The 23,480-nt window shown below is 44.9% G+C and carries 28 protein-coding genes and 1 tRNA gene; 12 read left to right on the plus strand and 17 right to left on the minus strand.

Annotated features, from left to right (window positions below; all coding sequences use genetic code 11):
* Nucleotides 1-120: 120 nt before the first annotated feature.
* Nucleotides 121-1,047 (minus strand): MBL fold metallo-hydrolase, encoded by a 927-nt coding sequence (locus NWF04_09995; GenBank protein MCW4006903.1) that lies wholly within the window; start codon nt 1,045-1,047, stop codon nt 121-123.
* 155 nt (nt 1,048-1,202) lie between these two features.
* On the opposite strand from NWF04_09995, the gene NWF04_10000 reads away from it, so the two are divergent.
* Nucleotides 1,203-1,856: a nucleoside monophosphate kinase gene (locus tag NWF04_10000; protein MCW4006904.1), complete on the plus strand. Its 654-nt coding sequence runs from the start codon at nt 1,203-1,205 to the stop codon at nt 1,854-1,856.
* A 5-nt stretch (nt 1,857-1,861) separates the two neighbouring features.
* Here the strand turns inward: NWF04_10000 and NWF04_10005 are convergent, their stop codons facing one another.
* Both NWF04_10005 and NWF04_10010 read right to left on the minus strand, forming a co-directional pair.
* A complete protein-coding gene (locus NWF04_10005) occupies nt 1,862-2,317 on the minus strand; it encodes an archease (protein MCW4006905.1) in 456 nt (151 codons plus the stop codon).
* 105 nt (nt 2,318-2,422) lie between these two features.
* On the minus strand, nt 2,423-3,466 hold the full coding sequence (locus tag NWF04_10010) for a M42 family metallopeptidase (protein ID MCW4006906.1): 1,044 nt from the start codon (nt 3,464-3,466) through the stop codon (nt 2,423-2,425).
* A 127-nt stretch (nt 3,467-3,593) separates the two neighbouring features.
* On the opposite strand from NWF04_10010, the gene NWF04_10015 reads away from it, so the two are divergent.
* From NWF04_10015 to NWF04_10025, 3 genes are all read left to right on the plus strand, one after another.
* Nucleotides 3,594-4,526 (plus strand): methylenetetrahydromethanopterin dehydrogenase, encoded by a 933-nt coding sequence (locus NWF04_10015; protein ID MCW4006907.1) that lies wholly within the window; start codon nt 3,594-3,596, stop codon nt 4,524-4,526.
* Nucleotides 4,527-4,694: 168 nt separating this feature from the next.
* The gene (locus tag NWF04_10020; GenBank protein ID MCW4006908.1) at nt 4,695-5,123 is read left to right on the plus strand and encodes a hypothetical protein; all 429 of its coding nucleotides are present in this window, start codon (nt 4,695-4,697) and stop codon (nt 5,121-5,123) included.
* A 374-nt stretch (nt 5,124-5,497) separates the two neighbouring features.
* Nucleotides 5,498-5,749 (plus strand): winged helix-turn-helix domain-containing protein, encoded by a 252-nt coding sequence (locus NWF04_10025; protein ID MCW4006909.1) that lies wholly within the window; start codon nt 5,498-5,500, stop codon nt 5,747-5,749.
* Nucleotides 5,750-5,764: 15 nt separating this feature from the next.
* Here NWF04_10025 and NWF04_10030 read toward each other — a convergent pair whose 3' ends face one another.
* Nucleotides 5,765-6,202, minus strand: a complete 438-nt coding sequence (locus NWF04_10030) for a hypothetical protein (protein ID MCW4006910.1) — start codon at nt 6,200-6,202, stop codon at nt 5,765-5,767.
* Between the two features lie 165 nt (nt 6,203-6,367).
* Here NWF04_10030 and NWF04_10035 point away from each other — a divergent pair.
* Nucleotides 6,368-6,445, plus strand: a tRNA-Gly gene (locus NWF04_10035).
* Nucleotides 6,446-6,524: 79 nt separating this feature from the next.
* Here NWF04_10035 and NWF04_10040 read toward each other — a convergent pair.
* Nucleotides 6,525-6,794: a hypothetical protein gene (locus NWF04_10040; protein ID MCW4006911.1), complete on the minus strand. Its 270-nt coding sequence runs from the start codon at nt 6,792-6,794 to the stop codon at nt 6,525-6,527.
* Between the two features lie 225 nt (nt 6,795-7,019).
* On the opposite strand from NWF04_10040, the gene NWF04_10045 reads away from it, so the two are divergent.
* Nucleotides 7,020-7,706, plus strand: a complete 687-nt coding sequence (locus tag NWF04_10045; protein ID MCW4006912.1) for a hypothetical protein — start codon at nt 7,020-7,022, stop codon at nt 7,704-7,706.
* A gap of 93 nt (nt 7,707-7,799) precedes the next feature.
* On the opposite strand, the gene NWF04_10050 is transcribed toward NWF04_10045, so the two are convergent.
* Nucleotides 7,800-8,219 (minus strand): hypothetical protein, encoded by a 420-nt coding sequence (locus NWF04_10050; protein MCW4006913.1) that lies wholly within the window; start codon nt 8,217-8,219, stop codon nt 7,800-7,802.
* Nucleotides 8,220-8,259: 40 nt separating this feature from the next.
* Entirely contained in the window at nt 8,260-8,478 is a 219-nt protein-coding gene (locus NWF04_10055; protein ID MCW4006914.1) for a hypothetical protein, read from the minus strand.
* A gap of 215 nt (nt 8,479-8,693) precedes the next feature.
* On the opposite strand from NWF04_10055, the gene NWF04_10060 reads away from it, so the two are divergent.
* Nucleotides 8,694-8,891, plus strand: a complete 198-nt coding sequence (locus tag NWF04_10060) for a hypothetical protein (protein MCW4006915.1) — start codon at nt 8,694-8,696, stop codon at nt 8,889-8,891.
* 42 nt (nt 8,892-8,933) lie between these two features.
* Here the strand turns inward: NWF04_10060 and NWF04_10065 are convergent, their stop codons facing one another.
* Nucleotides 8,934-10,193: a hypothetical protein gene (locus NWF04_10065; GenBank protein ID MCW4006916.1), complete on the minus strand. Its 1,260-nt coding sequence runs from the start codon at nt 10,191-10,193 to the stop codon at nt 8,934-8,936.
* Nucleotides 10,194-10,339: 146 nt separating this feature from the next.
* Between NWF04_10065 and NWF04_10070 the strand changes: the two genes are divergently transcribed.
* Nucleotides 10,340-10,540, plus strand: coding sequence for a hypothetical protein (locus NWF04_10070; GenBank protein ID MCW4006917.1), 201 nt, complete (start codon nt 10,340-10,342; stop codon nt 10,538-10,540).
* Between the two features lie 76 nt (nt 10,541-10,616).
* Here the strand turns inward: NWF04_10070 and NWF04_10075 are convergent, their stop codons facing one another.
* The gene (locus NWF04_10075) at nt 10,617-11,114 is read right to left on the minus strand and encodes a peptidylprolyl isomerase (GenBank protein MCW4006918.1); all 498 of its coding nucleotides are present in this window, start codon (nt 11,112-11,114) and stop codon (nt 10,617-10,619) included.
* Between NWF04_10075 and NWF04_10080 the strand changes: the two genes are divergently transcribed.
* Complete coding sequence (locus NWF04_10080) at nt 11,113-11,403, plus strand: hypothetical protein (GenBank protein MCW4006919.1); 291 nt, start codon at nt 11,113-11,115, stop codon at nt 11,401-11,403. The genes NWF04_10075 and NWF04_10080 overlap by 2 nt on opposite strands.
* Before the next feature lie 99 nt (nt 11,404-11,502).
* Here NWF04_10080 and ilvD read toward each other — a convergent pair whose 3' ends face one another.
* Complete coding sequence (gene ilvD, locus NWF04_10085; GenBank protein MCW4006920.1) at nt 11,503-13,131, minus strand: dihydroxy-acid dehydratase; 1,629 nt, start codon at nt 13,129-13,131, stop codon at nt 11,503-11,505.
* 132 nt (nt 13,132-13,263) lie between these two features.
* Entirely contained in the window at nt 13,264-13,824 is a 561-nt protein-coding gene (locus NWF04_10090; GenBank protein MCW4006921.1) for a flavodoxin domain-containing protein, read from the minus strand.
* Between the two features lie 195 nt (nt 13,825-14,019).
* Between NWF04_10090 and NWF04_10095 the strand changes: the two genes are divergently transcribed.
* The 3 genes from NWF04_10095 to NWF04_10105 all read left to right on the plus strand — a co-directional run bounded on the left by NWF04_10095 (nt 14,020) and on the right by NWF04_10105 (nt 16,826).
* On the plus strand, nt 14,020-15,522 hold the full coding sequence (locus NWF04_10095; protein MCW4006922.1) for a 2-isopropylmalate synthase: 1,503 nt from the start codon (nt 14,020-14,022) through the stop codon (nt 15,520-15,522).
* A gap of 83 nt (nt 15,523-15,605) precedes the next feature.
* The gene (locus tag NWF04_10100) at nt 15,606-16,325 is read left to right on the plus strand and encodes an AAA family ATPase (GenBank protein MCW4006923.1); all 720 of its coding nucleotides are present in this window, start codon (nt 15,606-15,608) and stop codon (nt 16,323-16,325) included.
* 6 nt (nt 16,326-16,331) lie between these two features.
* Nucleotides 16,332-16,826, plus strand: a complete 495-nt coding sequence (locus NWF04_10105; protein MCW4006924.1) for a CDP-2,3-bis-(O-geranylgeranyl)-sn-glycerol synthase — start codon at nt 16,332-16,334, stop codon at nt 16,824-16,826.
* 77 nt (nt 16,827-16,903) lie between these two features.
* Here NWF04_10105 and NWF04_10110 read toward each other — a convergent pair whose 3' ends face one another.
* The 6 genes from NWF04_10110 to topA all read right to left on the minus strand — a co-directional run bounded on the left by NWF04_10110 (nt 16,904) and on the right by topA (nt 23,426).
* On the minus strand, nt 16,904-17,335 hold the full coding sequence (locus NWF04_10110; GenBank protein ID MCW4006925.1) for a hypothetical protein: 432 nt from the start codon (nt 17,333-17,335) through the stop codon (nt 16,904-16,906).
* On the minus strand, nt 17,328-17,477 hold the full coding sequence (locus NWF04_10115; GenBank protein MCW4006926.1) for a hypothetical protein: 150 nt from the start codon (nt 17,475-17,477) through the stop codon (nt 17,328-17,330). Before NWF04_10115 ends, NWF04_10110 begins: the two co-directional genes overlap by 8 nt.
* Before the next feature lie 97 nt (nt 17,478-17,574).
* On the minus strand, nt 17,575-20,376 hold the full coding sequence (locus NWF04_10120) for a hypothetical protein (protein MCW4006927.1): 2,802 nt from the start codon (nt 20,374-20,376) through the stop codon (nt 17,575-17,577).
* On the minus strand, nt 20,373-21,014 hold the full coding sequence (locus NWF04_10125) for an SIR2 family protein (GenBank protein ID MCW4006928.1): 642 nt from the start codon (nt 21,012-21,014) through the stop codon (nt 20,373-20,375). The genes NWF04_10120 and NWF04_10125 overlap by 4 nt, the downstream gene beginning before the upstream one ends.
* A gap of 55 nt (nt 21,015-21,069) precedes the next feature.
* Entirely contained in the window at nt 21,070-21,291 is a 222-nt protein-coding gene (locus NWF04_10130; protein ID MCW4006929.1) for a hypothetical protein, read from the minus strand.
* 41 nt (nt 21,292-21,332) lie between these two features.
* The gene (gene topA / locus NWF04_10135; GenBank protein MCW4006930.1) at nt 21,333-23,426 is read right to left on the minus strand and encodes a DNA topoisomerase I; all 2,094 of its coding nucleotides are present in this window, start codon (nt 23,424-23,426) and stop codon (nt 21,333-21,335) included.
* Nucleotides 23,427-23,480: the final 54 nt, after the last annotated feature.

Here is a 23,480-nt window from a genome sequence, read left to right on the forward strand (position 1 = left end):
GCCAAACACAATCGCCAACCTTCTCAACAGGAACCTTCTCAGATTGACCATAACCCTTGTTAGCAACCATAATCTAAACCTGCATAAAAAGGACACCAAGCTCGATATAAACAGTTTTGGCTATGGCTCCTTCAAAGATTGTTGCTTCTTTTTGGCGTAGTTTATGAAGCCTTGGGTGCTGTTTTTTATGAGGGTTTTGTTGTGGATGGGGTTTGCTTGTAGGTTGGCTGCAATTTTTTGTGCGACGGGGTCTTGGCTGAGGATTTTTTGTCGGATTTGCTCGTCGGTGCAGCCTTGTTTGAGTGCTTTTTGGGTGATGTTGAGCCAAAGCTTGATTTGCTTTGCGTAGCCTTGCAGGCGTTTGACTGCGTTTTGTGCCTTGCCAAAATGGCTATAATACAGGTATTGAGGGTTCAAGTTGACGAGTTTTTCTATGGACGCCAAGGCTATGTCGGGGCGAAACGGCGGCGGCGTGGTTGGAAAAACGGTGTCAAATTCGCTTAGGTAAGCTCCTGCTGAGTCCCCCGTGAAAATGCCCTGATTCAGCGGTTCGTAGTAGCTCAAGTTATGTGCTGCATGCCCTGGTGTCTCCACAGCCCGCAACTCAACCCCTTCCCCTGCGCTGAACACGTCGCCGTCGCCTGCTATGATTATGCGGTCTTTCTCTACGGGTTCGGGTTCACCAAATAACTGCGCTATATCTTCGAGGGTTTCTTGGGAGGCTGCCCAAAGTTTGGTGGGGTCTGCAAGGTGCGAGGCGCCTTTGGCGTGGACTATGACTTTGGCGTTTGGAAGGCTTTTTAGCAGGGTGCCAACTCCGCCGCCGTGGTCTATGTGGATATGTGTGAGGGCAACGTATGTGACATCGGCGGGGTTGACTTGTAGTTCTTGTAGTCCTGCGAGTAGGTTTGGGGTTGAAGAGGCGGGTCCTGTCTCGACGATTATGGTTTTTTGGCCTTTTAGGACGTAGCTGGCTATGAGGTTTGAGTGGTTGCCTGTTTGCAGGTCAATTTGGAACAGTTTTTCTCCAATTTGTTTGGTGTGCATCTGGCTACTTCGCCTTTGATTGCTGCAAAGACTTTTGTTTGAAGTGCCATAAACGTTCTTGTTTTAACACTTTCCTGTTGCCTTTTTCACGTAACCTTTAACAGTGAGAGTCTATTATTTTCATAGCCCGTACCAAACTGGTAAGGCTGGATTTAATGAAAGCGATAATCTTTGGTGCCCCAGGCTCTGGAAAAGGCACCTACGCCGCGAGGCTCAAAGAGAAGCTGGACATCAACATTATATCCATGGGGGACATTTTCCGGGAAATGCTGCAGGAAGACTCCATTTTAGGGCGCATAATCAAAAGTTACGTGGAGGCGGGGCTGCTGGTTCCCGATATCATCGCATTAGAAGTTCTCAAAGACCGCATTGCCAAAATTCCTAACGGCAACGGCTTCATCTTAGACGGTTACCCACGAACTCTGGCGCAGGCTGACTCCCTAAGCGACATAGCCGAAATCGACGTCATCATACAACTCATCGTGCCCGACTGGCTAATTATCGAACGCCTAACCTCTAGGCGCATATGCAAAAAATGCGGCGCCGTCTACAACCTCAAATTCTTAAAACCCAAAACCGAAGGTGTCTGCGACAAATGCGGCGGTTCACTGTATCAGCGTCCCGACGACAACGCGCAAGTCATAAAGATGCGTCTAGACATCTACGAATGCGAAACAAGCCCCCTCATACGCTACTACAAAAACCGCAAAGTCCCCTTCATCGTACACACTGCCTCTACAACACAAACCCCCCCCGAATCCGTAGTCGACAAATTCATCGCAGAACTAAAAAACTACAACCTCGTCTAATCAGATCAGATATCCAACAGAAAAACCAGCTTCACTTTCCCCTCTTCTTTACTAATTTCCATCTGGTGATACGTCACTGCTTTCACGCCAACTTTTTGCGTGTGCCTTTGCGGGTCAAATGCTTCGCCCCAAACTGACGCCTCCACCCTAAAACCCTTCTTTGTTTGTTGGATGCTGTGCACCTTGAACTTGGAAAACAGTAAGCCTTCAACTTCAGCTTCCACCAGCAGCTTCTCAAGCCAATTATAAATCAACGCATACTCATCCTGCGCCTCAACCACAACCTCCACCCTCTGCTCTGCAACAACCCTCTTTGTATCCGTCATAACCTCAAACATTGCCAACGCCGCATTCCCAAACGCCTCCTCCATAGTCTTTCCATACGCTGCAACAAACGCATCTGCTGTATGCTCCAAAAACTCAAACTGCCCCGAAAAATCACCCATTTCTTTAGCCTCCAACTGCTACACCAACTGAAAACGTAGCTGCGCTAAAAAAGTTTCTTCACCGCCAAATTTACAACTTGCTCAAAAAAAGAGAGCCTTCAAAAGGTGGAAAGATGTGGGTTAGGGGATGTTTTGGATTTTTTGTATGGTGGCGGCTGCTAGTTTGGCTGCGTTTTTGCTGTCGTTGAGGTTGATTAGTCCTGTGGGGCTGTGTATGTACCTGGCTGGTATGGATATGGTTCCGCTGGGTATGCCTTGTCTTGTTAGGGATATGCGTGCGGCGTCGGTGCTGCCCATTAAGCCTGTTTCCAGTTGGTAGTCGATGTTGTTTTCGGCTGCGGCGTCCATGAACCACCGTAGAACTTTGGGGTGGGTTATGAGTCCTGCGTCGGTGACGGTTATGGCGGGTCCTTTGCCCAGTTTTACGGAGGTGTCAAATTCTCGTACGCCGGGGACATCGCCTGCAACGGTTACGTCTAATGCTATGGCTACGTCGGGGTCTACTCCAAAAGCGGCGGCTCCTGCCCCTCGCAGACCTACCTCTTCTTGGATGGTGCCAACTGCATACACCGTGCAGTTCGTGTCGCCCAGTTGCTTCATAGCTTCCACCATAGCGGCGCATCCCACGCGGTCATCAAACGCTTTACCCATGCCTATATCCTTGCCGACCTGCACGTACTTTGCATCAAACGCTACAGGGTCTCCGACTTTAACCCCCATCTTTTGGGCTTCTTCTTTACTTGACGCACCGATATCTATGAACAGGTTATCGTAGGTGACGATTTTTTTGCGTTCATCTTCTTTTTGTATGTGCGGGGGTTTAGCGCCTACAACACCTGGTAATGTGGCGTTTTCAGTGTGCACGTTGACCTGTTGGGCTAAGAGTATGCGGTCGTCTATGCCACCCATTTTTATGAACTTCAAAAAGCCCTCTTTGGTTATGTTTTTTATCATCAAGCCAACTTCGTCCATGTGCGCTGCCAGCATAACTTTGGGCTTGCCTTCCTTGCCCTTTTTTACGGATATTACGTTCCCAAGCCGATCCACGCTGACCTCATCAACATACGGCTTTAGCATCTCTATCAAAAGTTTTCGTGTTTCCTCTTCTCTGCCCGCCACGCCGCAGGCATTAGAAAGCTTCTCTAAATTCTCAGTAAACGACAACAACAGTCCTCTCACTTTTATGGTACATCCACGCAATTATTAAACCGTTACATGTCCACCTTCCAACAGGCGTGGTAATTCTTAAATGTCTAAATTGCGTCAACAGCTTATTCAGGTGCAAGATAAAATGGCACAACCAAGTTTCAAAACAGTTTTTGTTTTCTTAGACACCGACAAGTATTGCAGTCCCTTTGACATGCTTGTCGCCATAGACGCATTCCCAGACTCCATGATATTCAAATACGAAAACGTCAACGGCGAAGACGCAGCAAAAATCGTCTTTGACGCCCTCTTTCCACGCGGACCTATGGGAGCAGCACACACAAAAATCTTCATCAACGGGAGCAACTTTGACATGGTCAAAGAAGTCGTTGAAGCAACCCAAAAATGCATGGCATCGGCTCCTTGGGGAAACAGCATCATCGTAGACCCCCGCGGCGCCTACTCAACAGCAGCTGGCGCGGTCGCTAAAACTTTGGGTCTTTCCCTCTCTAAAGGTCTAGGTGAGTTGGCAGGCAAAAAAGTCACTGTGCTCGCAGGCACTGGTCCTGTCGGTCAAACAGCAGCACGCATCTACGCCGCAGAAAAAGCAGACGTCACCATAACCTCACGCACCATGGCTAAAGGCCAAGCAATCGCAGACAAAATCAACGCCGAAGCAGGCGAAACCCGCGTCAAAGTCGTGGAAGTTAGCAAGCCTGAGCAAACCGCCGCTGCCGTAAAAGACGCCGAAATCATTCTTGCCGCAGGCGCAGGAGGCATCCAGCTACTAAGCGCAGCCGACCTGAAAGCAGCACCAAACTGCAAAATCGTAGCCGACATCAACGCGATTAAACCCCTAGGCGTAGAAGGCTTAGGCGTAAACGACGACGGCAAAGACCTGCCCTCTGGTGTATTTGGCATAGGTGCACTAGCAATTGGCAAACTGAAAATCAAAATCGAAACCGCCATGATCAAGCAAGCAGCAGAAGCCGCCTCTGGACTCTTCGACTACTCCATTGCTTATACCATAGGCAAAAAGAAAATCCTCAAACAACTAGAAAAAGCCAAGAAAGCTTAAACCGTCCCGTTAGAGTTTGTTGCCGCCCTAAAACGCGGCTTCTTCTTTTCTTTTTTGCTTGTTTTTATTTGTTTGCGCTGTTGTTTGTGCTCTAAAAGTTGTGGTGGTTATGGAAAACGTGAAATACTGCGTTTTGGATTTGTAGATTGCATTGTGAGGAATTCAGGTTTGGATGAAGTTCTTGAATTGATGGAGAGGACCTCAAAGAGGCTTCAGAAGGCTTTTGATGAAAGCAGGGAGCTCTCTGAAAAGCAAAAAGCATCTTACGAGCGGCTTTTACAGTCAAAAGACGCCACAGAAGCACAACGGCTACAAGCGTTCACCCGCAGAATGATAGCCTACGAACGCTTAGACCGCATATCCTCACAACTCACCCTACTCTACACCCTACAAATCTTCGCCTTCAAAGTCAAAGTCCTAGAAGTAACCCTCAAAAACATGAACGAACAACTAGCAAAATCCGGAGCCCTAACCAAAGTCAACGAAATCGAAGACATCCGCAAACACATCGACTCACTAAAAATCCTCGTAGAAGCCCAATACGAATCATTAAAAGACATAAAAGACAAAAGCAAAGACCTGCCCTACGTCTTCTAAACCCCAATTTTGATTTCCCTTTTCCCTATTGCCTAAAAGCGTTAAACGCGGCAATCAGAGGGTAGATTTGGTTTAGAAACGGTTTTAAACTGTCAATATCTGAGTTTTGCTGTAAAAAGTCTGATTTTTGGGTGTTTTGGCTAAAAACGGCTTGAGTTGGGGTTTTTGGTTTTGGCTACATAGTTTATGGAGTATATGTGGATAATCACTAAGTATCGCAGTTCCACTTGATTGTTTCGTGAACCAGGCTGATGAAGACTTGCTTGGGCTCAATCCGCCATCGTGGCAGATGCCCTTGCTTGAAATTTATTCTTCAGTAAGGCTGGGGAGCGATAGGAGAAGGCTTCGAAATGGAAACTGCATGTGTTACACTGTTGTCAAGTAGGAGAGACAGATTGCATATCGTAAACGAAATCCTAAAGATGACAAGAGTAGGCGCTTCAAAGACCCGTATAATGTACAAAGCAAACTTGAACTTCAAACTGGTTAACCAGTACTTGAATTTCATGCTCAAAAATAATTTGCTACAGGAAAACACCGAAGACCGCCGCATACTCTACCGCGCCTCTGAAAAAGGCATAACCTTCCAACGCAACTACGACAAACTAATTCAACTGCTCCACTAACAACTTTTTTTAAACCTACTTTCTAAGCCACGTACCCAAACTGTACGCGGTTAACGCAAGTAAACACACAAGAACCGCGGCTTCAAAAACGTTAACTGACTGCATCAGGGAAACAACCAAAACCGCAACTGGAATCGGCGCCAGCAGCACGTAAATAAAGCCAACAAGCAACCGTCTGTTCCCTACACTGCCGTTTCTTAGGTATCCGCGACCAAAAAACGCGCCTGCTAACCTGCCAAACCCACTAGTGCATGATTTACAGTAGTAGCAACTGCTGCAGCCCAGCCTGCGCAAAATCATATACACCATAGCCGCCGTGAAGGCAAAGAAAACCCAGCCGTAAACCACATTGTAGAGCCAAATGCTAACTGACGCCAAAACAACCCAAGCAAACAACGCCAAATTCCCCAACACAACAAACGAACGACTAAAATCAAGCTTCTCTTCACTCAAAACCCAACAACTCTAACAACCATTATTCTACCTATGCCTTATTAACCAACTGCTACCAACCCGCGTTCTAAACCCAATTTAGCTTCAACCACTTTGCTTGCTGTCGCCTACGCTTTTGTACCCAGATAAACTTAAATTACGCTTGCCATATTGGAGATAGCACGAGCGGTCGTCGTCTAGCCTGGTTAGGACACAAGCCTTCCAAGCTTGCGATCACGGGTTCGAATCCCGTCGGCCGCACCAATTCTGCCCCAAAATCTCTTGCTGTTTGTACAGTTGCAGTTAGCTTGGTGTTAAATGGTGTGTCTGTTTTTGTGGGTGTTCATCTTTGTTGCATTTGTTTTTTGCGTAGGTCTCTGAATTTGTTGTAGTAGTCTATGGGTTGGAATACTGGCGCAAATGTTAATTGCTGCTCTAAGCCGCAAGCGCAGACAACGAAGACTTCTTGCTTTTTGTTGTCGGTTAAAATTTGTAGGCGCTCTTTGCGGCATTCAGGACAAAAATAAGGACCATTTATCATTTGTTTGGCTTCTTTTACAAGGATTTTGATGCTGGTGTTGCGGACTTTGCGGGTGGGCTTTGCGGGACACATTTTGTTTTCAACCTGATTTGCCTGTTTTAGGCGAGGCATAACTTGACTTGTGTTCCAGATATATTCTTCCCTTGTGGCAACTGTTTTCTAACATGTAACTTGCCTTTAGAGCCTGATTTGGCGGTAGTTGGAGCTGTTTGGTGAGGCTTTGGGTTATGCGGAGGGGTTGGCTGCTTGTTTTTATGAATAAATTTAGATACGTTGTAGTGTATATGGTGTGTTGGTGTGATGGGTATAGAGGATTTTCCTTCTGTAGTGTTTAGGGTTAGTCGTGGGGAAGCAAAAAGCGATCAGGAATGGCTTAAGAAGAAACTGGATTCTTTTGCAAAGTTGTGGCGTAAAGAGTCTCCAAGGCTTATGGGGAGAATTGAGGAGGGCTGCGGAGAGGTTTTCACTAACACCGCCAAAGCTGAGGGCATAACTGTGTTATGGTGCAAGAAAAACCAGGAAACCTCAAACGGCGCCGTACAAGAAGACGAACCACTAAAAATCAGCCTTTACCTGACAAAAACCGACACCTTAACCTCCATAAAAGAATCCCTCGTACACCTGCTTGTACACTCGCTAATATACCAGAAATACCAGTTCCACTTCAGGCTACGCGAACAAACCCTCTTTGAGGACATATTAGCCGACGAATTTCTCGCTTCAGTGGTTACCCTGATGGTTTTAGGCAAAAAATTCGGAAGAAAAACCTGTGAAGCCGCGTTAGACCAAGCCGTTCAAGAAACCGCGCAGCGTTTATCCCAGAAGAAAACCCGTAGCAAACTATTAAACGAGCTATACAACTTCACCGAAGGCTATACACGCAGCATCAAAAACAGAAAAACCGACATACTCACAGAAAGAGAAAAACTCATAGTGAACCTGCTCTCTTTGTTGCCTGAAACCGTATACTGCGAAAATCCCTAACTCCCTTTGAACTGCCCAAAAGATAGTTTGCGTCTGCCTTGGGTTGTTGCCTATAAAAGATGGCTGTATGGCGAAGAAAAATCGGTTCTTGGTTTAAAGTCCAAGTTCGATTAGTTTGGGCAGGTTGTTAATTTCGATGGCTTTTGTTCCCGTGAATATGCGGGAAAACTTTGAGCTAGCTTTGGATCCCATTGTGACAACTAAGTCGCCTTCATAGGATAAGGTAATTGTTATTCCTGCTTTTTTTAGGTCTTCAGCGATTTCGTCTAAAACTCCGCGCATTTCCCCAATGGATTTAATGCTTTTGGCTCCTTGGGCTATGGTTTTGGCTAAACCGTTTGTATCTTTGCCTTCTCTTAAGCTTGAAAGTACGTCTTTGATGAATGCCTTGTTTTTCGCGTTTACGTCAATTCTTTTGTTGCTTGCTGTTATTTCTATGTCTTCTTTGTTTTTAGTTGATACTGTGACTTTTCCTGATTCTATTATTTCTCCTAGTATCGTCACCAGTTGCATGTAGCGTCTGCCTGCCTGCTGCTTGCCTGGCTTTTAGCGGCTAACGTTTTACTTCTTTAGAATAAACAATATCTAAAACAATTGCTCCGTTCAACTTGGCTTTTACCACGCCAAGGTCCAAGCTTAAGTCTTCAAAGCTGAGTTTTATGTCAGATTCTCTGCCTGCAAGTTTATCCACCAATGCCAAAATCGTATCTGCCATGTCGTGGGCGGTTTTTTCCATATTACTAGTAGCTTTTTCAACGTTACTTTTTTCCATAAAAGACACCAAAGAACATTACGGGCGAGCACTAATATAGATTTGTGTTAACCTTTGAACATAAAATTTTATTCAAAAAACACAAAAACTTGGCTATATTTCAAGAACCAAATACGTGTTAACTGCATCGTACTCTTTACTTCAAAAACTGCTGCCAGCTTGCTTTGCGAAACCTTTTCTAACTGCCCCGTAGCTTTTCAGGTGAGGTTTAAGTTATGAACGACTGGGTATGTGTTAAGGTTCCTCATCACAAAGATGTTGCTCAAACAATCAAAGACCATGAAGCCTCTGGCTGGCGGCTTCACACCTACACTTGCGCCCAAGCAGGCATGGGAGAAATGATAAATCATTACCTGCTCTTCACAAAAGAACCCGCTAACAGCAAAGCATACGAAAAATCACAGCCTATATAATAACCCAAACTTTTTTCTTGAGCCGTAACGTGTTTTTGCTGTTTAGAAGGTTTCTATTAAATGGGGCTTTAGCTTTTTGAATGCCTCGGCTTGCTTGGTGATTTCTTCTTCTGTTTTTTCAGGGTCAAAATCTGCGGTTTCTTTTATGAACGCAGCTAGCCGTCCTGTCCATAGAATTCGCAGTGCATCAATTAGGATTTCTCTTTTTTCTTTGGGTGCTTTGTGGAAAGCTGTGATGAAGTCGTAAACGGTTTTTGCCCACAGCTCTCTTGGGAACGAATACGCCGACATGGTTTCAAGATCTTTGAGGTGTTCAAAAACTTCTAAGTCTTCAGGCTCCAAGATGGTTTTGTAGGTGGGTAGGTATTCGTTGAAGTTGCTACGGTACGTGTTTATCATGTTTGGCAGGTCAATGGGGATGGGTTTTTGCGAGTTAACGTATTTTTCTTCGCCTACTCCTTCCACTTCTGAGTAACCTTTCGCTTTTTTCCACACCGCTTCGTATTGTTCTAGACACGTAAACATTGTGCCTACTACCTGCCTAAACATCGGCGCCAAATGTTTGGTGGGGTCTTTTGCGTCATGGTCTTTAATGCCCAAGAATGCCTGTTTTATTTTGAATCCTTCTGCCAAGGCGGTGTGGGTTTCGAATATGTCTATGCCAAAGCTGCGGACTTCACGTATCTTCCACAGCGGGGACTTTAACAGTTTATCCACAAGTTCCATGGATAACCCGAAATCTCCGCCTATGGGTTGCCTGATGTTTTTGCCGTAAAGGCTTGCGGTGACTGGGTAGCACAGAAAGTTTGTTATGGTGCCGTCGTATTTGCGGCGGTTGTAGAATGGGACTACAAGTCCTGTGTCGTTTGACATTACGGGTGAGAGCAGCAGGTTCATCCATTCTGGGGTTATGCTGCGTAAATCTGAATCTACAAGGGCAACTGCTTTGACGCCTAAGAACTTGGCCGCTTCAAAAACCGCTTTGATTGCTGTTCCTTTACCTGAAATTCCCACATAAACAGCGGGTACAAGGTTCAGGTTGAAAGGTTGCCCTTGGGAGGGGAAATTAACTGTTTTCACAGACGTTAAGGTTCCGTCCACAGAGTTTCCGTCTGAAACAAAAATAACCGAGCTCATCTGGGGAAAATAAGTTTCAAGCCCTATAATTACTTGGGATATGACATAGCTTGCGGTAAGTACGTTGTTGTATGAGGGAATTCCAACTAATATGTCTGCTTTACCAATTCTTTGTAAATGACTGCACGCTTCACTTGACAGGGCAGAATCAATATCTCTTTGCACACAAAACCTCCAGCTGAACTTACTATATTTTCTAAACGGCTCTTTTTATGCGTTATCACACTAAAATTCACAAACTTTAAAGGTGACCTGCAGAACGAAAAAGTGAAAAGCAACGTTATGGTTGAACATAGTGCAGGTGCAATTGAATGAGTGAAGAAATGGACGTAGCAACCGTGCAGTTAAACGGCGAAAAACAAAATTTCCTACTTAGCAAAAAAGATTTCAAAACAGGAAGCAGAGGCTACCACTCCCAAGGAAAAATGATGGCTGGCGGCAAAAACTACCAAATCAACATTTTGTGCGTAGAAATCGGCTCCAAACCAAAAGAACCCAAAAAATCAGAGTAGCCCCTGATTCGGAGCCTTCTTTGGCTCTTGCCTAATTCTTTTTTAAAACCTGAAAAATAAAGAAAAGAGAGAAAGTTTAGGACACTATGGTTGCTCTGATCAAGGTGATTTCTTCAACTGGCTGGCTAAGTTCTCCTGTGTATGGGTTTGTAGTGACTTGCGCGTTGGCTATTGCGTCAACGACATTCATTCCCGAGATGACTTCGCCAAAAACCGTGTAAACCTCATCAAACAGTGTGCCTTGATTGTCTATGACGTTGTTTCCGTTGTCAACGACGTTTATGAAGAACTGGCTGGTTGCGGAATCGGGGTCATTAGTTTTTGCCATAGCTATGGTGCCTCTTGTGTTTCTGTTGTTGGTGCCTATTTCGTCGGGTATGGTGTCAATGTTTCCGTTGATTGCTCCGCCTTGAATCATGAAGCCCGCGATGATTCTGTGGAATATGGTGCCGTCGTATTTTCCTTGCTCAACTAGTTCTTTGAAGTTTGTTGAAGTTATTGGTTTGTCTTCCCGTAGCTCAACAGTAAAGTTGCCCATGCTTGTTTCAACCAAAACATCAATTGGTCCTTCCATGGGTGATGCAGATGGGCTGGGTGAAACACTTGCTGATGGGCTTGGACTTGTATCATTTCCCGAACTTGGAACAACGTCATTATTTGCAGAATTACCTAACATGATAAATGCCACAACCACAATGACCGCCACGACTGCTATAACGCTTACTATAGCTATCCTCTTGTTCCTGTTACGTGCCCTAATAGTTGAAGGTTTAACCTTACGGCTTGGACTCATGCCTCAAGTATCAAAGCTTTTTTATTTAAACTTTTCAAGCAACCCCACAAAACCCGCCAACACCAGATAAGACCAGACCAGCAAACAAAAACAGCCAACCCACAATAGACCTTGCGTCAACTTAAGCTTTCTTGACGCAAAATAAAAAGAAAAAGAGCTGTTTTGAAGTTTACTCTGTTGGGGTGGGGGTGTAGCGGGAGAGGTAGCCTTTGGTTATTTTGGGCGGTTTGGGTTTCCATGTTTGTAGGCGGCTGCTGATTTCCTGCTCAGATAAGTCCACGCTTAAGACGCGGTTGGGTATGTCTACGGTTATGACGTCGCCGTTTTGGATTACTGCTATGGGTCCGCCTTCTGCTGCTTCGGGGGCAACGTGTCCGATGCATCCGCCTCGGGTGGCTCCTGAGAATCTGCCGTCGGTTATGAGTGCGACGCTTTCGCTTAAGCCCATGCCGCTTATGGTTGCTGTTGGCAGCAGCATCTCGGGCATGCCTGGTCCGCCTATGGGGCCTTCGTAGCGTATGACGACCACGTCGCCTGAGGTTATTTCTTGGCGTTTCATGGCTTGGATTGCGTCTTTTTCGGATTCGTAGACTTTGGCGGGACCTGTATGCTTGAGCATTTTGGGTGAGACCGCTACGGCTTTGACGACGCTGCCTTTTGGCGCCAAGTTGCCCTTGAGTATGGCTATGCCGCCTTCTTTGTGCACGGGGTTGTTTATGGGGCGGATAACTTCCGAGTCGAGAATTTGGGCGGTTTGGATGTTCTCCGCCACGGTTTTGGTGGTCACGGTCAAAGCGTCTTGGTGTAGGAACTGTTTGAGCTGTTTTAGTATTGCTGGGATGCCGCCTGCAGTGTCAAGCTCTTCCATATCGTGAGGTCCGCTGGGAACCATGCTTGCGATATGGGGCACCTTGCGGCTGATGTCATCAAACGTCATAATCGGCAACGAAACCCCTGCCTCCTTTGCTATAGCTGACAGGTGCAGCACCGTGTTGGTTGAGCCTCCCAGAGCAGTGTCCGCAACAACTGCGTTCTCAAATGCCTCTTTAGTTAAAATCTTGGAGGTTTTCACGTCTTTGGCGACGAGTTCAACGATTTTTTCGCCTGTTTCTTTGGCTATGCTGGTTTTTTTGGCGCTGGTTGCCAAGGCGGTTGCACAGTAAGGTAAAGACATGCCTAACGCTTCAGTCATGCAAGCCATCGTGTTTGCGGTGAACATGCCATTACACGAGCCGCAGCCTGGGCACGCGACTGCTTCAAGCTCTGCAAGTTCTTGCTCTGAAATTTTGGAGGAAAACGCTTTGCCAACTGCTTCAAAAACTTGGTCAACACCCACTTTTTTTGTGCCCAGCTTGCCCGACGCCATGGGTCCACCCGTAACGGCTATTGCGGGTATGTCCAACCTGGCGGCTGCCATGAGCATGCCTGGGGTGACTTTGTCGCAGTTAGAAACCAAAACAACGCCGTCTAATCGGTGGGCTTGCACCATAACTTCTACAGAGTCAGCGATTAGCTCGCGTGAAGGCAAGGAGTAGCGCATGCCTGCGTGTCCCATGGCTATGCCGTCGCATACGGCTATAGTGTTGAATTCAAAGGGGGTGCCGCCTGCCGCTAAGATGCCTTCTTTCACGGCTTGTCCGATTCTTTGCAGATGAATATGCCCTGGAACTATGGAAGTGTAACTGTTTGCTATGCCAATAAACGGTTTAGTGAAATCTTTTTTTGTTAAACCCAATGCGGTAAGCAGTGCCCTGTGAGCTGCTCTCTCTACACCTTGCTTAACTTCGTCACTTCTCAACATGTAAACCTCACGACAACTATATGCGTAGCAGATTATGGCGGCAAGCAACTGTTAAGTCTTTTGCGAACCAAAACCCCACACAAAAACAAAAAACAAAAGAAAAAAGAAGAGCCGCATGCTTGGACGGGGTTAGGTTTGGGTTTTTTTGACGAGCTGTTTTGCCCAGTCATAAATCTCTCTGATGTTTCGTGTGTCATAGACGCCTGATGGGTTTTCCTTGAACGCTGCGGCGATTTTTGGTCTTTCGGCTTCCATGAACTTTTTCATTATCCAGGACATGTTGTTGTAGTCGTAGATGCCTCCAAAGAAACCCAGCGCGATGGGTTGTAGGTTGTATTTGGCGGCTTTTTCATCCAAGTATCGGTGTCTGGCTTTTTCTATTTCTTGGGGGTCTTTGTTGGCATCGTATGTTGCCGCAGAGCCACAGCAGACGAAGAGTGCCACCTTTTTTTGGGCGAGCTCTTTTTGAAATTTCTTGAGGAACTTTTCAGGCTCGCCAGTCCATTTGTTGATTTGAATGCCGCTGCCTACAACGACCAAATCGTACTGCGCGATGCTGTCTGTTTTCTCTTTTTTCGCATCCGCTACTTTTGCTTCAAGCCCCTCCTGACGCAGCGTCTGAGCAATATCCTCTGCCGTAGCCCTTGTTGAACCTGACCGCGTACCATAAACAATCAAAGCCTTAACCATAACCAATTCACCTGAAGTTGTATTGTTCATCCCTGCTTATAGCTTCTTACGCGGGTCTTAGCGGGCTACATCTTGACTTAGTGGATGGAAGTGTTTTAACCACAATTTTTATATGAACGCTCTATCCTCTTGAGAAGATTGAGAGATGTAAAATGGGGTATCGCTTTATCCAACCCTAATTGTTTCCCAGAAAAAGTGAAAATTTTAGACACCACCCTTCGTGATGGTGAACAAACTCCCGGGGTCTCGTTGACTCCTGAGAACAAGTTAAGAATTGCTAAACGCCTAGATGAGCTTGGAGTGGACATTATAGAGGCTGGTTTTGCCGCGGTTTCTCAAGGTGAACTTGAAAGTGTTGCGCTCATAGCCAAAGAAGGCTTAAAAGCGGAAATCTGCAGCTGCTCACGCGGTGTCATAGGCGACGTTGACGCAGTAGCCAAAGCCCAAGCCGACAGCATCCACCTCGTAATCCCAACCAGCGACTTACACATAGGCTCAAAACTCAAAAAAACCCGCCAGCAAGTCCTCGAAATCACCCAAAAATGCGTAAAACACGCCAAAGACCTCGGATTAGTCGTGGAACTCTCCGCAGAAGACGCCACACGAAGCGACAAAGACTACCTCAAGCAGGTTTTCACCACAGGCATTGAAGCTGGCGCAGACCGCGTAGTAGCCTGCGACACCGTAGGCGTCCTAACACCCGAGAAATCCTACGAGTTCTACCATGACCTTGCCTCATGCTTGACAGTTCCAGTAAGCGTTCACTGCCACGACGACTTTGGCATGGCCGTAGCCAACTCTGTCTCAGCACTTAGGGCAGGCTGTAGCGAAGTTCACTGCACCATAAACGGTCTGGGTGAACGCGCAGGAAACGCCTCGCTAGAAGAGATTGTGGTTGCGCTCAAATCCCTCTACAACGTCGACACCGCCATCAAAACCGAGATGCTCTTTAGCACCTCCCAACTGGTTTCTAGGCTCTCAGGCATACCCGTGCAGCCCAACAAAGCCATAGTTGGAGCCAACGCATTCACCCACGAATCAGGCATCCATACCCAAGGCTTACTTGAGAATCCCTCCACCTATGAATCCATCGACCCAAGCATGGTCGGAGTCTCCCGCCGCATTGCCCCCGGCAAACACAGCGGAACCCACGCCATACGCGCCTCCGTCGAATCCTTGGGCATAAAACCCACCGAAGAGCAACTCAAAGAAATCTGGCTCCGCGTCAAAACCGTCGGTGATAAGGGCAAGACTGTTTCAGATGCGGATTTGATGGCAATTGCCGAAGCGGTCACAGGATTAGCTAAACCCAAACCCATACAGCTTCAAGAATTCACCATAGTTAGCGGCAACAACGTCACCCCAACCGCGTCGGTGCGCCTTAGCCTTAACAAAACTGAGCTAACCGAAGCTGCCACAGGTGTTGGACCCGTAGACGCGGTCATAAACGCGGTCAAAAAAGCCGTTCTCTCCACCGAACCTATAACTCTTGAGCAGTACCACGTAAAATCCATCACAGGCGGAACAGATGCCATGGTTGAAGTAGTCGTGCGCATGCGCAAAGGAGACAAAACCGCCACCGCCACAGGAGTTCGCGAAGACATAGTCATGGCAAGCATGGACGCCGTACTCGCAGGCATGAACGTGCTCACCGCCTTAAACGGCAACAACAAAACCGCCGCTGAAAAGAAACCATAGCTCCATTTCTTTTTCTTTTTTGTTTTGTAGCGTTTTTGTTTGTGTGATGAAATAGATTATTAGTTTCTATGGTGTTTGTTGCTTTGTGTGTTGACTTGATTAGTAGAGTCCTGACTGGTTGCAGTTGTCTAGACGCCAAGTTGGATGGTGCGATTGCTCCTGAAACGGTTACTTTGATTTATGGGGAGCCTGAAACAGGGAAGTCGACGTTGGCTTTGCAGTGCGCCGTGAATTGTGCCCTGCAGGGTTATAAGACCTTGTTTGTGGACTGCGACAACACATTTTCTACAGAGCGCCTCATGCACCTTGCTCAGGACAGCTTCAACGACGTCGCACAAAGCATAATTCTCATGAAACCCGCAGATTTCGCTGAGCAAACCGCCGTTATCGACACCCTGCCTGATTGCATATCCCAAAATTTTGGTTTGGTCATATTTGACACGTTTAATTCGCTCTACCGCGCCAAGATGTGTGATGTTTCTACGCGGGCTTCGTTTGGCGTTAACCGCGAATTGAATCGGCAACTGGCAGTGATAGCAGAAACCGCGAAAACCCAGCATATACCCATTATTATAACCAGCCAAGTCACCAGCGTATTCAAAAAAACCCACGTAAGCATCGCCCCCGTAGCCACCCGCGTGTTACAGTTCTGGGCAAACAACACCATAGCCCTCAAACCCACCGAAAACCCCACCGTAATCAAAGCCTCCGTAGAAAAAAACCGCAAACCTCAAGAACCAACATGCTATTTGACAATAACAAACGCTGGCATAAACGACTGCCAAACCCCAAACCGCAGGTAAACAAGCATGGATATAGCCGCCATAATAATTCAAGCCTTAAAATTCATTTTTCCCGCGTACTGCGCAAACGCAGCTCCAGTGCTGGGCGGCGGCGGAAAACCCATGGATTTTGGAAAAAACTTTTTCGATGGCAACCGCGTCTTTGGCGCAAACAAAACCTTCCGCGGCTTCTTCGTGGGCTTAACCCTAGGCACAGCCATAGGCATCGTGGAATGTCTGCTTTTTGGGTATCCTTGGCTCTTTAGTGTACTCACTCCGCTGGGCGCGTTGCTGGGCGACTTAACAGGCGCTTTCCTAAAACGGCGGCTTGGAATTGCCCCTGGCGGTTTGCTCCCCATTGTTGACCAGATTGATTTTGTGGTGGGCGCTTTGGTTTTTGCGTTGCCCGTCATGACTATAAACGTAGAGTTAGCCCTGACTGTGCTGTTGCTTACGCCCCCGATTCACTTGGCAACAAACTTTGTAGCTTACAAGCTAAAACTCAAAAAGCACCCCTGGTAACCCGTAACAGAAACAGTTTGCTTCAAAAGCAAAATTGTTGTGAGAACTGCAGAAAATAGGAAAAAGTTTTGGTGTTGTTATACGCCTGCGATTTTTATTTGCATGACGTATTCGAGGAGTATGTATGCGATGAAGAGTAGTGATACGCCTATGGTGAAGGTCATGTATGCTTGTCTGGGTGTGCTGGTTTGTTTTGCGCTTCGGTACATGGCTAGCATCCCGATTAGTCCTGCGCCGTAGAGTATGACTGCTACGACGGTGTCGAACACGAACTGGTAACCTAAGCCGAGCGGGTTTAGGAAGTAAAAGCGGGTTCCTGAGTAGACTGCTGGTGGAGGCTGCAGGATAATGTCGTAGAGTCCTCCGCCGAAAAGAAACAGGGCTAAACCTAAAACAGCTGCGGTGATTACTACGTTAGGCGGTTTTGCGGTTGAAATTTTTTCGAACCAACTGCTAACTGAGAAGGACATAGACGAATCCTGCTGCTGTTTCTTACCTTTTTTAGTCATTTGACGCTTCCTCATTTTCAACCAGGTACTTGGCTACTTCTTTAACCCAGTCTCCTGCTAAAGTATGCTTAGCAATCTGACTTAAATATTCTTTCCAAGAACTCTCCAACGCCAGCACCCAAACCCTATAGCTACCAACCAAATTCTCATACGCCCCAAAATGCCGCCTGCAAAACCCCTCCACCAACGCTTCATGCTCACAGATTCTCCAATCCGTTTTTGCCGTGTTTCTTTTGCTTTTAGTGTGCTTCTCGTAATCCTTTAGTTATTGACTGGTCTTTTTTCTCGAAGGGAAGTTTTTGCTCTTTACTGTATTTCTCATATGTTTCTCGTAGAAAATCATGCCCTTCCCGTAAATACAATTGGCAAATTCTGTTCGCTTTTTCTTCTTGCCCAAATTCATACAATTTATTGACAATTTCTATGATCTGTTCTTTTTTATGCCATATGAAATGTTTTTCTGTTGTCAATTTATAGAGTATTTCCCCTACGGCTTCGGGTGTTTTTGTTGTGTGTTGCAAAAGATATTCTGGCATTGAAAATAGATGTTGTTCCTTTAGATGAGGGAGTGAAATCATTACTAAATTTAGAATCTCCTTATCTATCTTATCAACTAAAGAAAGCCACCATGCCAATTCAGCACGTATATAATCGTATTTTCTGTTTTTTTGTTCACTTTCTAGGAAATCTACTATTTTTTTCCAAAGAGGTTTGATTTTTTTTATTTTGTCTTTATTTAGTTTTTTTCTTAATCTCCATATGAACCTTACAGTCTCCGCAAGATACTCTGTATTTTCGGTCTGAATTAGTTTAGCTACTAGACTGTTTTTGTCCAATGATTCCAAATCGTTCAAGTAAGCGATGCATATTAGTTGAGGTAACTTAGCTGCTGAATTTTCGGGGAACTTGGCTTTTAATGCATATTCATAATGATTGTTTTCCCTGAGCAGGTGATACAAAGGTTTAGATAAATTGCTTGTGTAAAAAAGATAGCTTGAAAATCCGTCAATCCACTGTTGGCTGTTTTCCTGTGGAAATATCTTGTTGATGTTTTGGCTTAACCAATATTTATCTAAATAAGCAATTGTTGTGAGATGCTTTCCTAAGGTTATATTGAATTCGGTTGTCCTGTTGTTTAATAGGTGGTCATCAAAATATTTCCGTATCTCTTTTGGCCATTTTTGATCTGAATTTGTTTTGGCTAATGACGCGTATTTATATGAATAAGCTATCATAGCCGAATATGTAACTCCTAACGCTGAATTCAAAACTCTGTTGATTATGTCTGATTCATTTCCACTTACTTCAGTCTTTACGTTTTTTCCAAGCAGTAATAAAATTTTTTCACATTTTTCCAACTGCTTGATGTCTAGTGTGTGCTCTTCATTGGTAATGTGACTTAGTATTAAATCGCCAACAATATATGCGATTTTATTTTTGTACGAGTTTGTTTCTCCTTTTTCTCCCAAAAAAGACTGTTTCGATATGAGTTTAAATATGAAATCAAGTATTTCCCGCCATGAAAGCTTTTCTCCCTTCTTGGTTATTTCATATATTCCCCATAGAAGTCCGTACTGAAATTGTGGTGGAACATTTAAAAATGGACTTAAATCTGTGGCTAAGCTCTGATAATTCTCTATTACCGTTTTTCTAAAACTGCCTGCTGGACCTCCATACCCATCAAAAACCTCTTTGTCCTGCGGTGTCAATGTTCTTAAATAGTCTGCTATCTGATTGTTTGATCCATTGGTCACTTCTTTTGGCAAGGGTTTTGAGTCATCAACTGTTTCAATCACTGCGCCTGAAGACCAATAAAGATACCCAGGGTGTTCGATTGGTGTAGAATCAATCTGTGTGTACTCTTCATAGAGTTTTTTTATTTTTGGTTTATTTGATTCGATAACAGCTGTTAACCAAAACCTTTTTTCATGTACCCTATTTTTTTCCCCATCAGAGGAAACATTGTCTTCGGGTGGCTTGATTTTCTCTATCCATTCTATTAGTTTTTCGAATTCTTCAGTTGAAAAAAATTTGTAATTCGTTTTGAATAGCTCATAAACTTCGTGGGTTAACCCATGTTCGTCAAGGGGGTTGCCCTTCCATGACCACAATAAATGTCCTAGCTGTTTGTAGTGGTAATTTATTGTGTATATTCCTATTCTTTTTAGAATCTGTTGATGGCTTTTAATTAAATCTTTTGTGATGGCTTCTACTTTGGCAGGGGCTGCTTGTTCCAAAGCCGTCCTTAATACATATACTATTTGATCTCTGTAGCTATCTTCATCTGTTTGTGAACTCTTCTCAATTGTGTTGACCCAAAAGTCGTGGTTTTTGTTTCTGGCGTTGATTGCTTCAATTTGTTTTAGAATGACTTGTGCAATTTCTAATCCGCATATGTTAACTATTTTTTCTGTATATTTGTTAATTGCTTCTGATAGCCAATATTTTTCCATTAGTGGTTTTTCTTGAAAGAAAAAATCTGTTTCATCCTTTGGTTTTATTATTATTTCAATAAGTTTTAGCAATAAAACCTTGTTTTTCGCTTCAATAAGGCGTGGAATTATTGATTCGTATATCTCGGATGAAATAGGGATGTGGTTAGCAAATTTGCTTGATAACGCTGTTTCTATAAATTGAATATACTTTTCTGAAATATGTTCAACAGGTAACCTGAAAACTGTTCTAATAACCATCCAATCTGTGTATGGATTTTGTACCCTCTGGCCCGTTTTTTCGTCTCTAAAATCGATGATTGAATTAATGGTCTGAATTAATTGATGTAAAATGCCTTGGTTGAAGTCTTTTTCAATATGTTTCGCTACATTTTCTAAATAACCTAGGGCTGCCCAATAAGGATATGTATAGCTGTTGGTCTTTAGTTCGGGGGCTTTGTTGTTATTTGGTTCTAGATATTTACGTTTTTGTAACTCTTTAAACCATGGAAATGGATTATCTGTCTCAGCAAGTTTTTTAAAAAACCTCCTTTTAAACGCGGGGTCTCTGGACACATTGAGAAAAATTCTTTCTACCTTGTCAGTCATTCTAAGGTATCCACCGTTTCTTCCATCTCTTTAATATCTTCGTAAATAATTGGTGAAAGCTCCCTGAACTCTGTTTGCCATTTTTTAATCACTTTATGCAATTGTTTGTATCCTTCCTGGTCCTTTTTATAGCCAATAACGTTAATACCCATTGAATTGAAATAGGCTCTATCATATTTCAACAAATATTTTTCATCATTATAGTACGGTAAAAGAATCCAATGCTTTCTTTCTAAGTGTTCTTCTTCACTATATTTTTCAAGTAAAAAGTCAAGAACTTCATATTCATCCAAACCATACCCAATAAAAACAACAGAATATTCACTAAAAATTTTCTTGAGAAATTCTCTAAACGCTTTATTTCTATATCTTCTAAAATATTCAGGCAATGTGAGCACTATTGATTTTTCATCGTCAATTGTTCCATGTATTTTGTATAATTTATCCCGAACTATATTTTCAGGTGTGAATTCCTTATGGGTAATTCTTCCATCGAAAGTAGAATCAAAATATTTGTCTATATTCGTAGTTAAATAAACAGCTGAGATGCCTGCTAATTCATTATATACGTTACAGCTTGTAAGAAGGTCTTGTTTTGCTTCTAGTGCCCTCTCGATCTCTACAATGAATTCTCTCAAGTTCCCCTCGTTTTCTACAAAAATGTTTCTACATATGGTTATGGTCTTTTTAGGATTATTTATTCGTAAGATACTCTCTTTCTCTTTGTACGTGATAATATTCGTTTTCGAAGCATTTTTCAACTAATTTCTTGGCTAAAGTATCCCATCCTGCGCACCCAATTAACATTGATACTCCTGACCCTAAGAAAAAAGCTGCTTTCTTATCGTTTATTTTATCCCTTAATTCTGGAGGAATATCTGGTAGCTCTGGGATATCCACGCTTTCATTAGTCAAAGGGCTACACGTTTTTCATAATCTTATCCTTTATTTTAATTTTACTTATGGTGGATAGTGCCTTTTGAATTCGTTGTCTTCTTTGGGTTGCAGTCAGGATTGATGCATAGGTTCCATGGGCGTTTTCCGCGTAGCCAGACATGTACAGTTGACCAGCCGCAGTTTTTGCAGGTTTTACCCGAGGGTTTTACGGTTCCTTTTTGGGGCAACGCAAACGAAGTCGTGCAGGTTCCTTGGAAATAGTTGGTGCATCCCGCAAACCGTTTTTTAGTTTTCTTCGAATGCAAAATCACCAGTTTTCCATCCGCGCAGGTGGGGCATTTGCCTATTACTTTCTCCTCCAATTTGGCTTGCACTACCGCTTGGCTAAGCTGCTCCCCTATCGCCTTCTCATTTTCCTTCAACGCCGCCGTCACAGGCTTAAGTGCCTCCACAGCATCCGCAACAACCCCCCCTTTAGATTCTTCCCCACGCTGAATCCTCTCCATCCTCTCCTCCAACGTCCGCGTAAACTCTAACGAAACCACCGACGGACAATACTTCCCCAAAACCTCTGTTACTTCAAACCCCAAATCCGTCACCGCGATTTTGTCGCTGGCAATGTAGTTTCGGTCATACAATGTTTGGATGATGCCTGCGCGTGTGGCTTTGGTTCCTATGTTGCCCTGCTCCATTTTGCGAAGGATACTGCCTGGGTTGTATCTGGCTGGTGGCTTGGTGAACTCGTTTTTAACCGAGATTCTCTTTACCCCTACGTTTTCGCCTTTGCTCATAGGCGGCAGCATCGTGTCTTGCAAACGCATAAACGGTTGATAAAAAACCAGCCAGCCCTCCTCCACCGTCTGCTTACCCTCCGCCACAAACCGCTCCCCCGCAACATCAAACGTCGCCTTAACGCTTAGGCGCACCGCGGGCTCGCCAAAAACCGCAAAAAACCTGTGCACCACCAAATTCCAAATGTTCTTCTCCATGGCTGTTAGGGGCTTTTTGGGAAGTTTGCCTGTGGGGTAGATGGCGGGGTGGGCGGGGTCTTGCTTTTTTCCCTGCGTGGGCTTTAGTGTTGGTTTGGATAAGAGAGTTCCTGCAAGGTTTGTGTACTCGCGTACGGCTGAGAGCTTTTGCAGAATTTTCTTGTAGCCTATGCTTGGGGGGAGTTTTTGGCTGCTGGTTCGCGGATACGAAATCAACGCGTCCAAGTAGAGCCTTTGGGCAATGCTTAACGTACGCATAGGAGTGTACCTAAAAAATTTGTACGCTTCAGATTGCAAAGCCCCTAAATCAAACGGCACAGGCGGCATCTGCAAAACCCTGCTGGACTCCACTGCTTCAACTTCGCCGCTTTTCCCCCTGCACTTATCTGCTACTGCTTTGGCATACTTTTTCACTTCAAAAACCTTCGTGGCGTGCTCTGCAACTGTAGTTTCTTCGCCGATTTGCAGCTTCGCGTGTATGCTCCAGTACGGCGTGGGCACAAAACAGCTTATTGCTTTTTCGCGTGTGGCTAAGAATTTTAGGGTGGGTCCTTGTACGCGTCCTGTGCTTAGGGTGGCGTAGTGGTTGCTGTAGTTTTTTGCGGCTGTGGTTAGGGCGCGTGAGAGGTTTATGCCGTAGAGCCAATCTATTTCGTGGCGTGCTAACCCTGCTTCTATTAACGCAAAATCTAGGTGCGGAAGCAAGTTTTCGTAGGCGCTTTGCAGTTCTTCTTTTGTTAAGGTGGAATATTTCATGCGTTTTGCCGATTGGTCTTTGCCGTTGCAGGTGTACTTTAGTATGCAGTACCCGATTATGCTGCCTTCTATATCATAGTCGCAGGCATCAACAAATTCATCCGCGTTTTGCGCAAGGACCGATATCGCCTGCAGCCAACCCCTAACCCTCTGAGCTTTACGTTCCACCTCATAACGCGGTGCCCACTTCAAATCAAAAACAGGGTACCTGCTGCGTTTCTTTTGGCTAGTCACCGTGTAAAGGTGCCCTAACGCGGGAACAACCACGACTTTTTTGTCTCTTTGCGCTTCATAGTATGGCACGCCGTTTTGCTGCATCCGCCTTGGGTGCCCCTGAATATCTATAGCAGAAGCTATCTGGCTGGCTGCATCTGGTTTTTCCGTGACAATAAGCGTGTACTTTTGCACTTGCCCCACTACATCCTTAACTCAATACTTGCTGCTCAAATAAGACTTCTCAGC

The sequence above is a fragment of the Candidatus Bathyarchaeota archaeon genome (genome assembly GCA_026014465.1).
Lineage (GTDB): Archaea > Thermoproteota > Bathyarchaeia > Bathyarchaeales > Bathycorpusculaceae > JADGNF01.

What these genes read in the sequence shown, in the direction of transcription:
- NWF04_09995 (MCW4006903.1), bottom strand. Translation starts at nt 1,047, where the DNA reads ATGCACACCAAACAAATTGGAGAAAAACTGTTCCAAATTGACCTGCAA.
- NWF04_10000 (MCW4006904.1), top strand. Translation starts at nt 1,203, where the DNA reads ATGAAAGCGATAATCTTTGGTGCCCCAGGCTCTGGAAAAGGCACCTAC.
- NWF04_10015 (MCW4006907.1), top strand. Translation starts at nt 3,594, where the DNA reads ATGGCACAACCAAGTTTCAAAACAGTTTTTGTTTTCTTAGACACCGAC.
- NWF04_10040 (MCW4006911.1), bottom strand. Translation starts at nt 6,794, where the DNA reads ATGTGTCCCGCAAAGCCCACCCGCAAAGTCCGCAACACCAGCATCAAA.
- NWF04_10050 (MCW4006913.1), bottom strand. Translation starts at nt 8,219, where the DNA reads ATGCAACTGGTGACGATACTAGGAGAAATAATAGAATCAGGAAAAGTC.
- NWF04_10055 (MCW4006914.1), bottom strand. Translation starts at nt 8,478, where the DNA reads ATGGAAAAAAGTAACGTTGAAAAAGCTACTAGTAATATGGAAAAAACC.
- NWF04_10060 (MCW4006915.1), top strand. Translation starts at nt 8,694, where the DNA reads ATGAACGACTGGGTATGTGTTAAGGTTCCTCATCACAAAGATGTTGCT.
- NWF04_10070 (MCW4006917.1), top strand. Translation starts at nt 10,340, where the DNA reads ATGAGTGAAGAAATGGACGTAGCAACCGTGCAGTTAAACGGCGAAAAA.
- NWF04_10080 (MCW4006919.1), top strand. Translation starts at nt 11,113, where the DNA reads ATGGGTGATGCAGATGGGCTGGGTGAAACACTTGCTGATGGGCTTGGA.
- NWF04_10075 (MCW4006918.1), bottom strand. Translation starts at nt 11,114, where the DNA reads ATGGAAGGACCAATTGATGTTTTGGTTGAAACAAGCATGGGCAACTTT.
- NWF04_10090 (MCW4006921.1), bottom strand. Translation starts at nt 13,824, where the DNA reads ATGGTTAAGGCTTTGATTGTTTATGGTACGCGGTCAGGTTCAACAAGG.
- NWF04_10105 (MCW4006924.1), top strand. Translation starts at nt 16,332, where the DNA reads ATGGATATAGCCGCCATAATAATTCAAGCCTTAAAATTCATTTTTCCC.
- NWF04_10110 (MCW4006925.1), bottom strand. Translation starts at nt 17,335, where the DNA reads ATGACTAAAAAAGGTAAGAAACAGCAGCAGGATTCGTCTATGTCCTTC.
- NWF04_10120 (MCW4006927.1), bottom strand. Translation starts at nt 20,376, where the DNA reads ATGACTGACAAGGTAGAAAGAATTTTTCTCAATGTGTCCAGAGACCCC.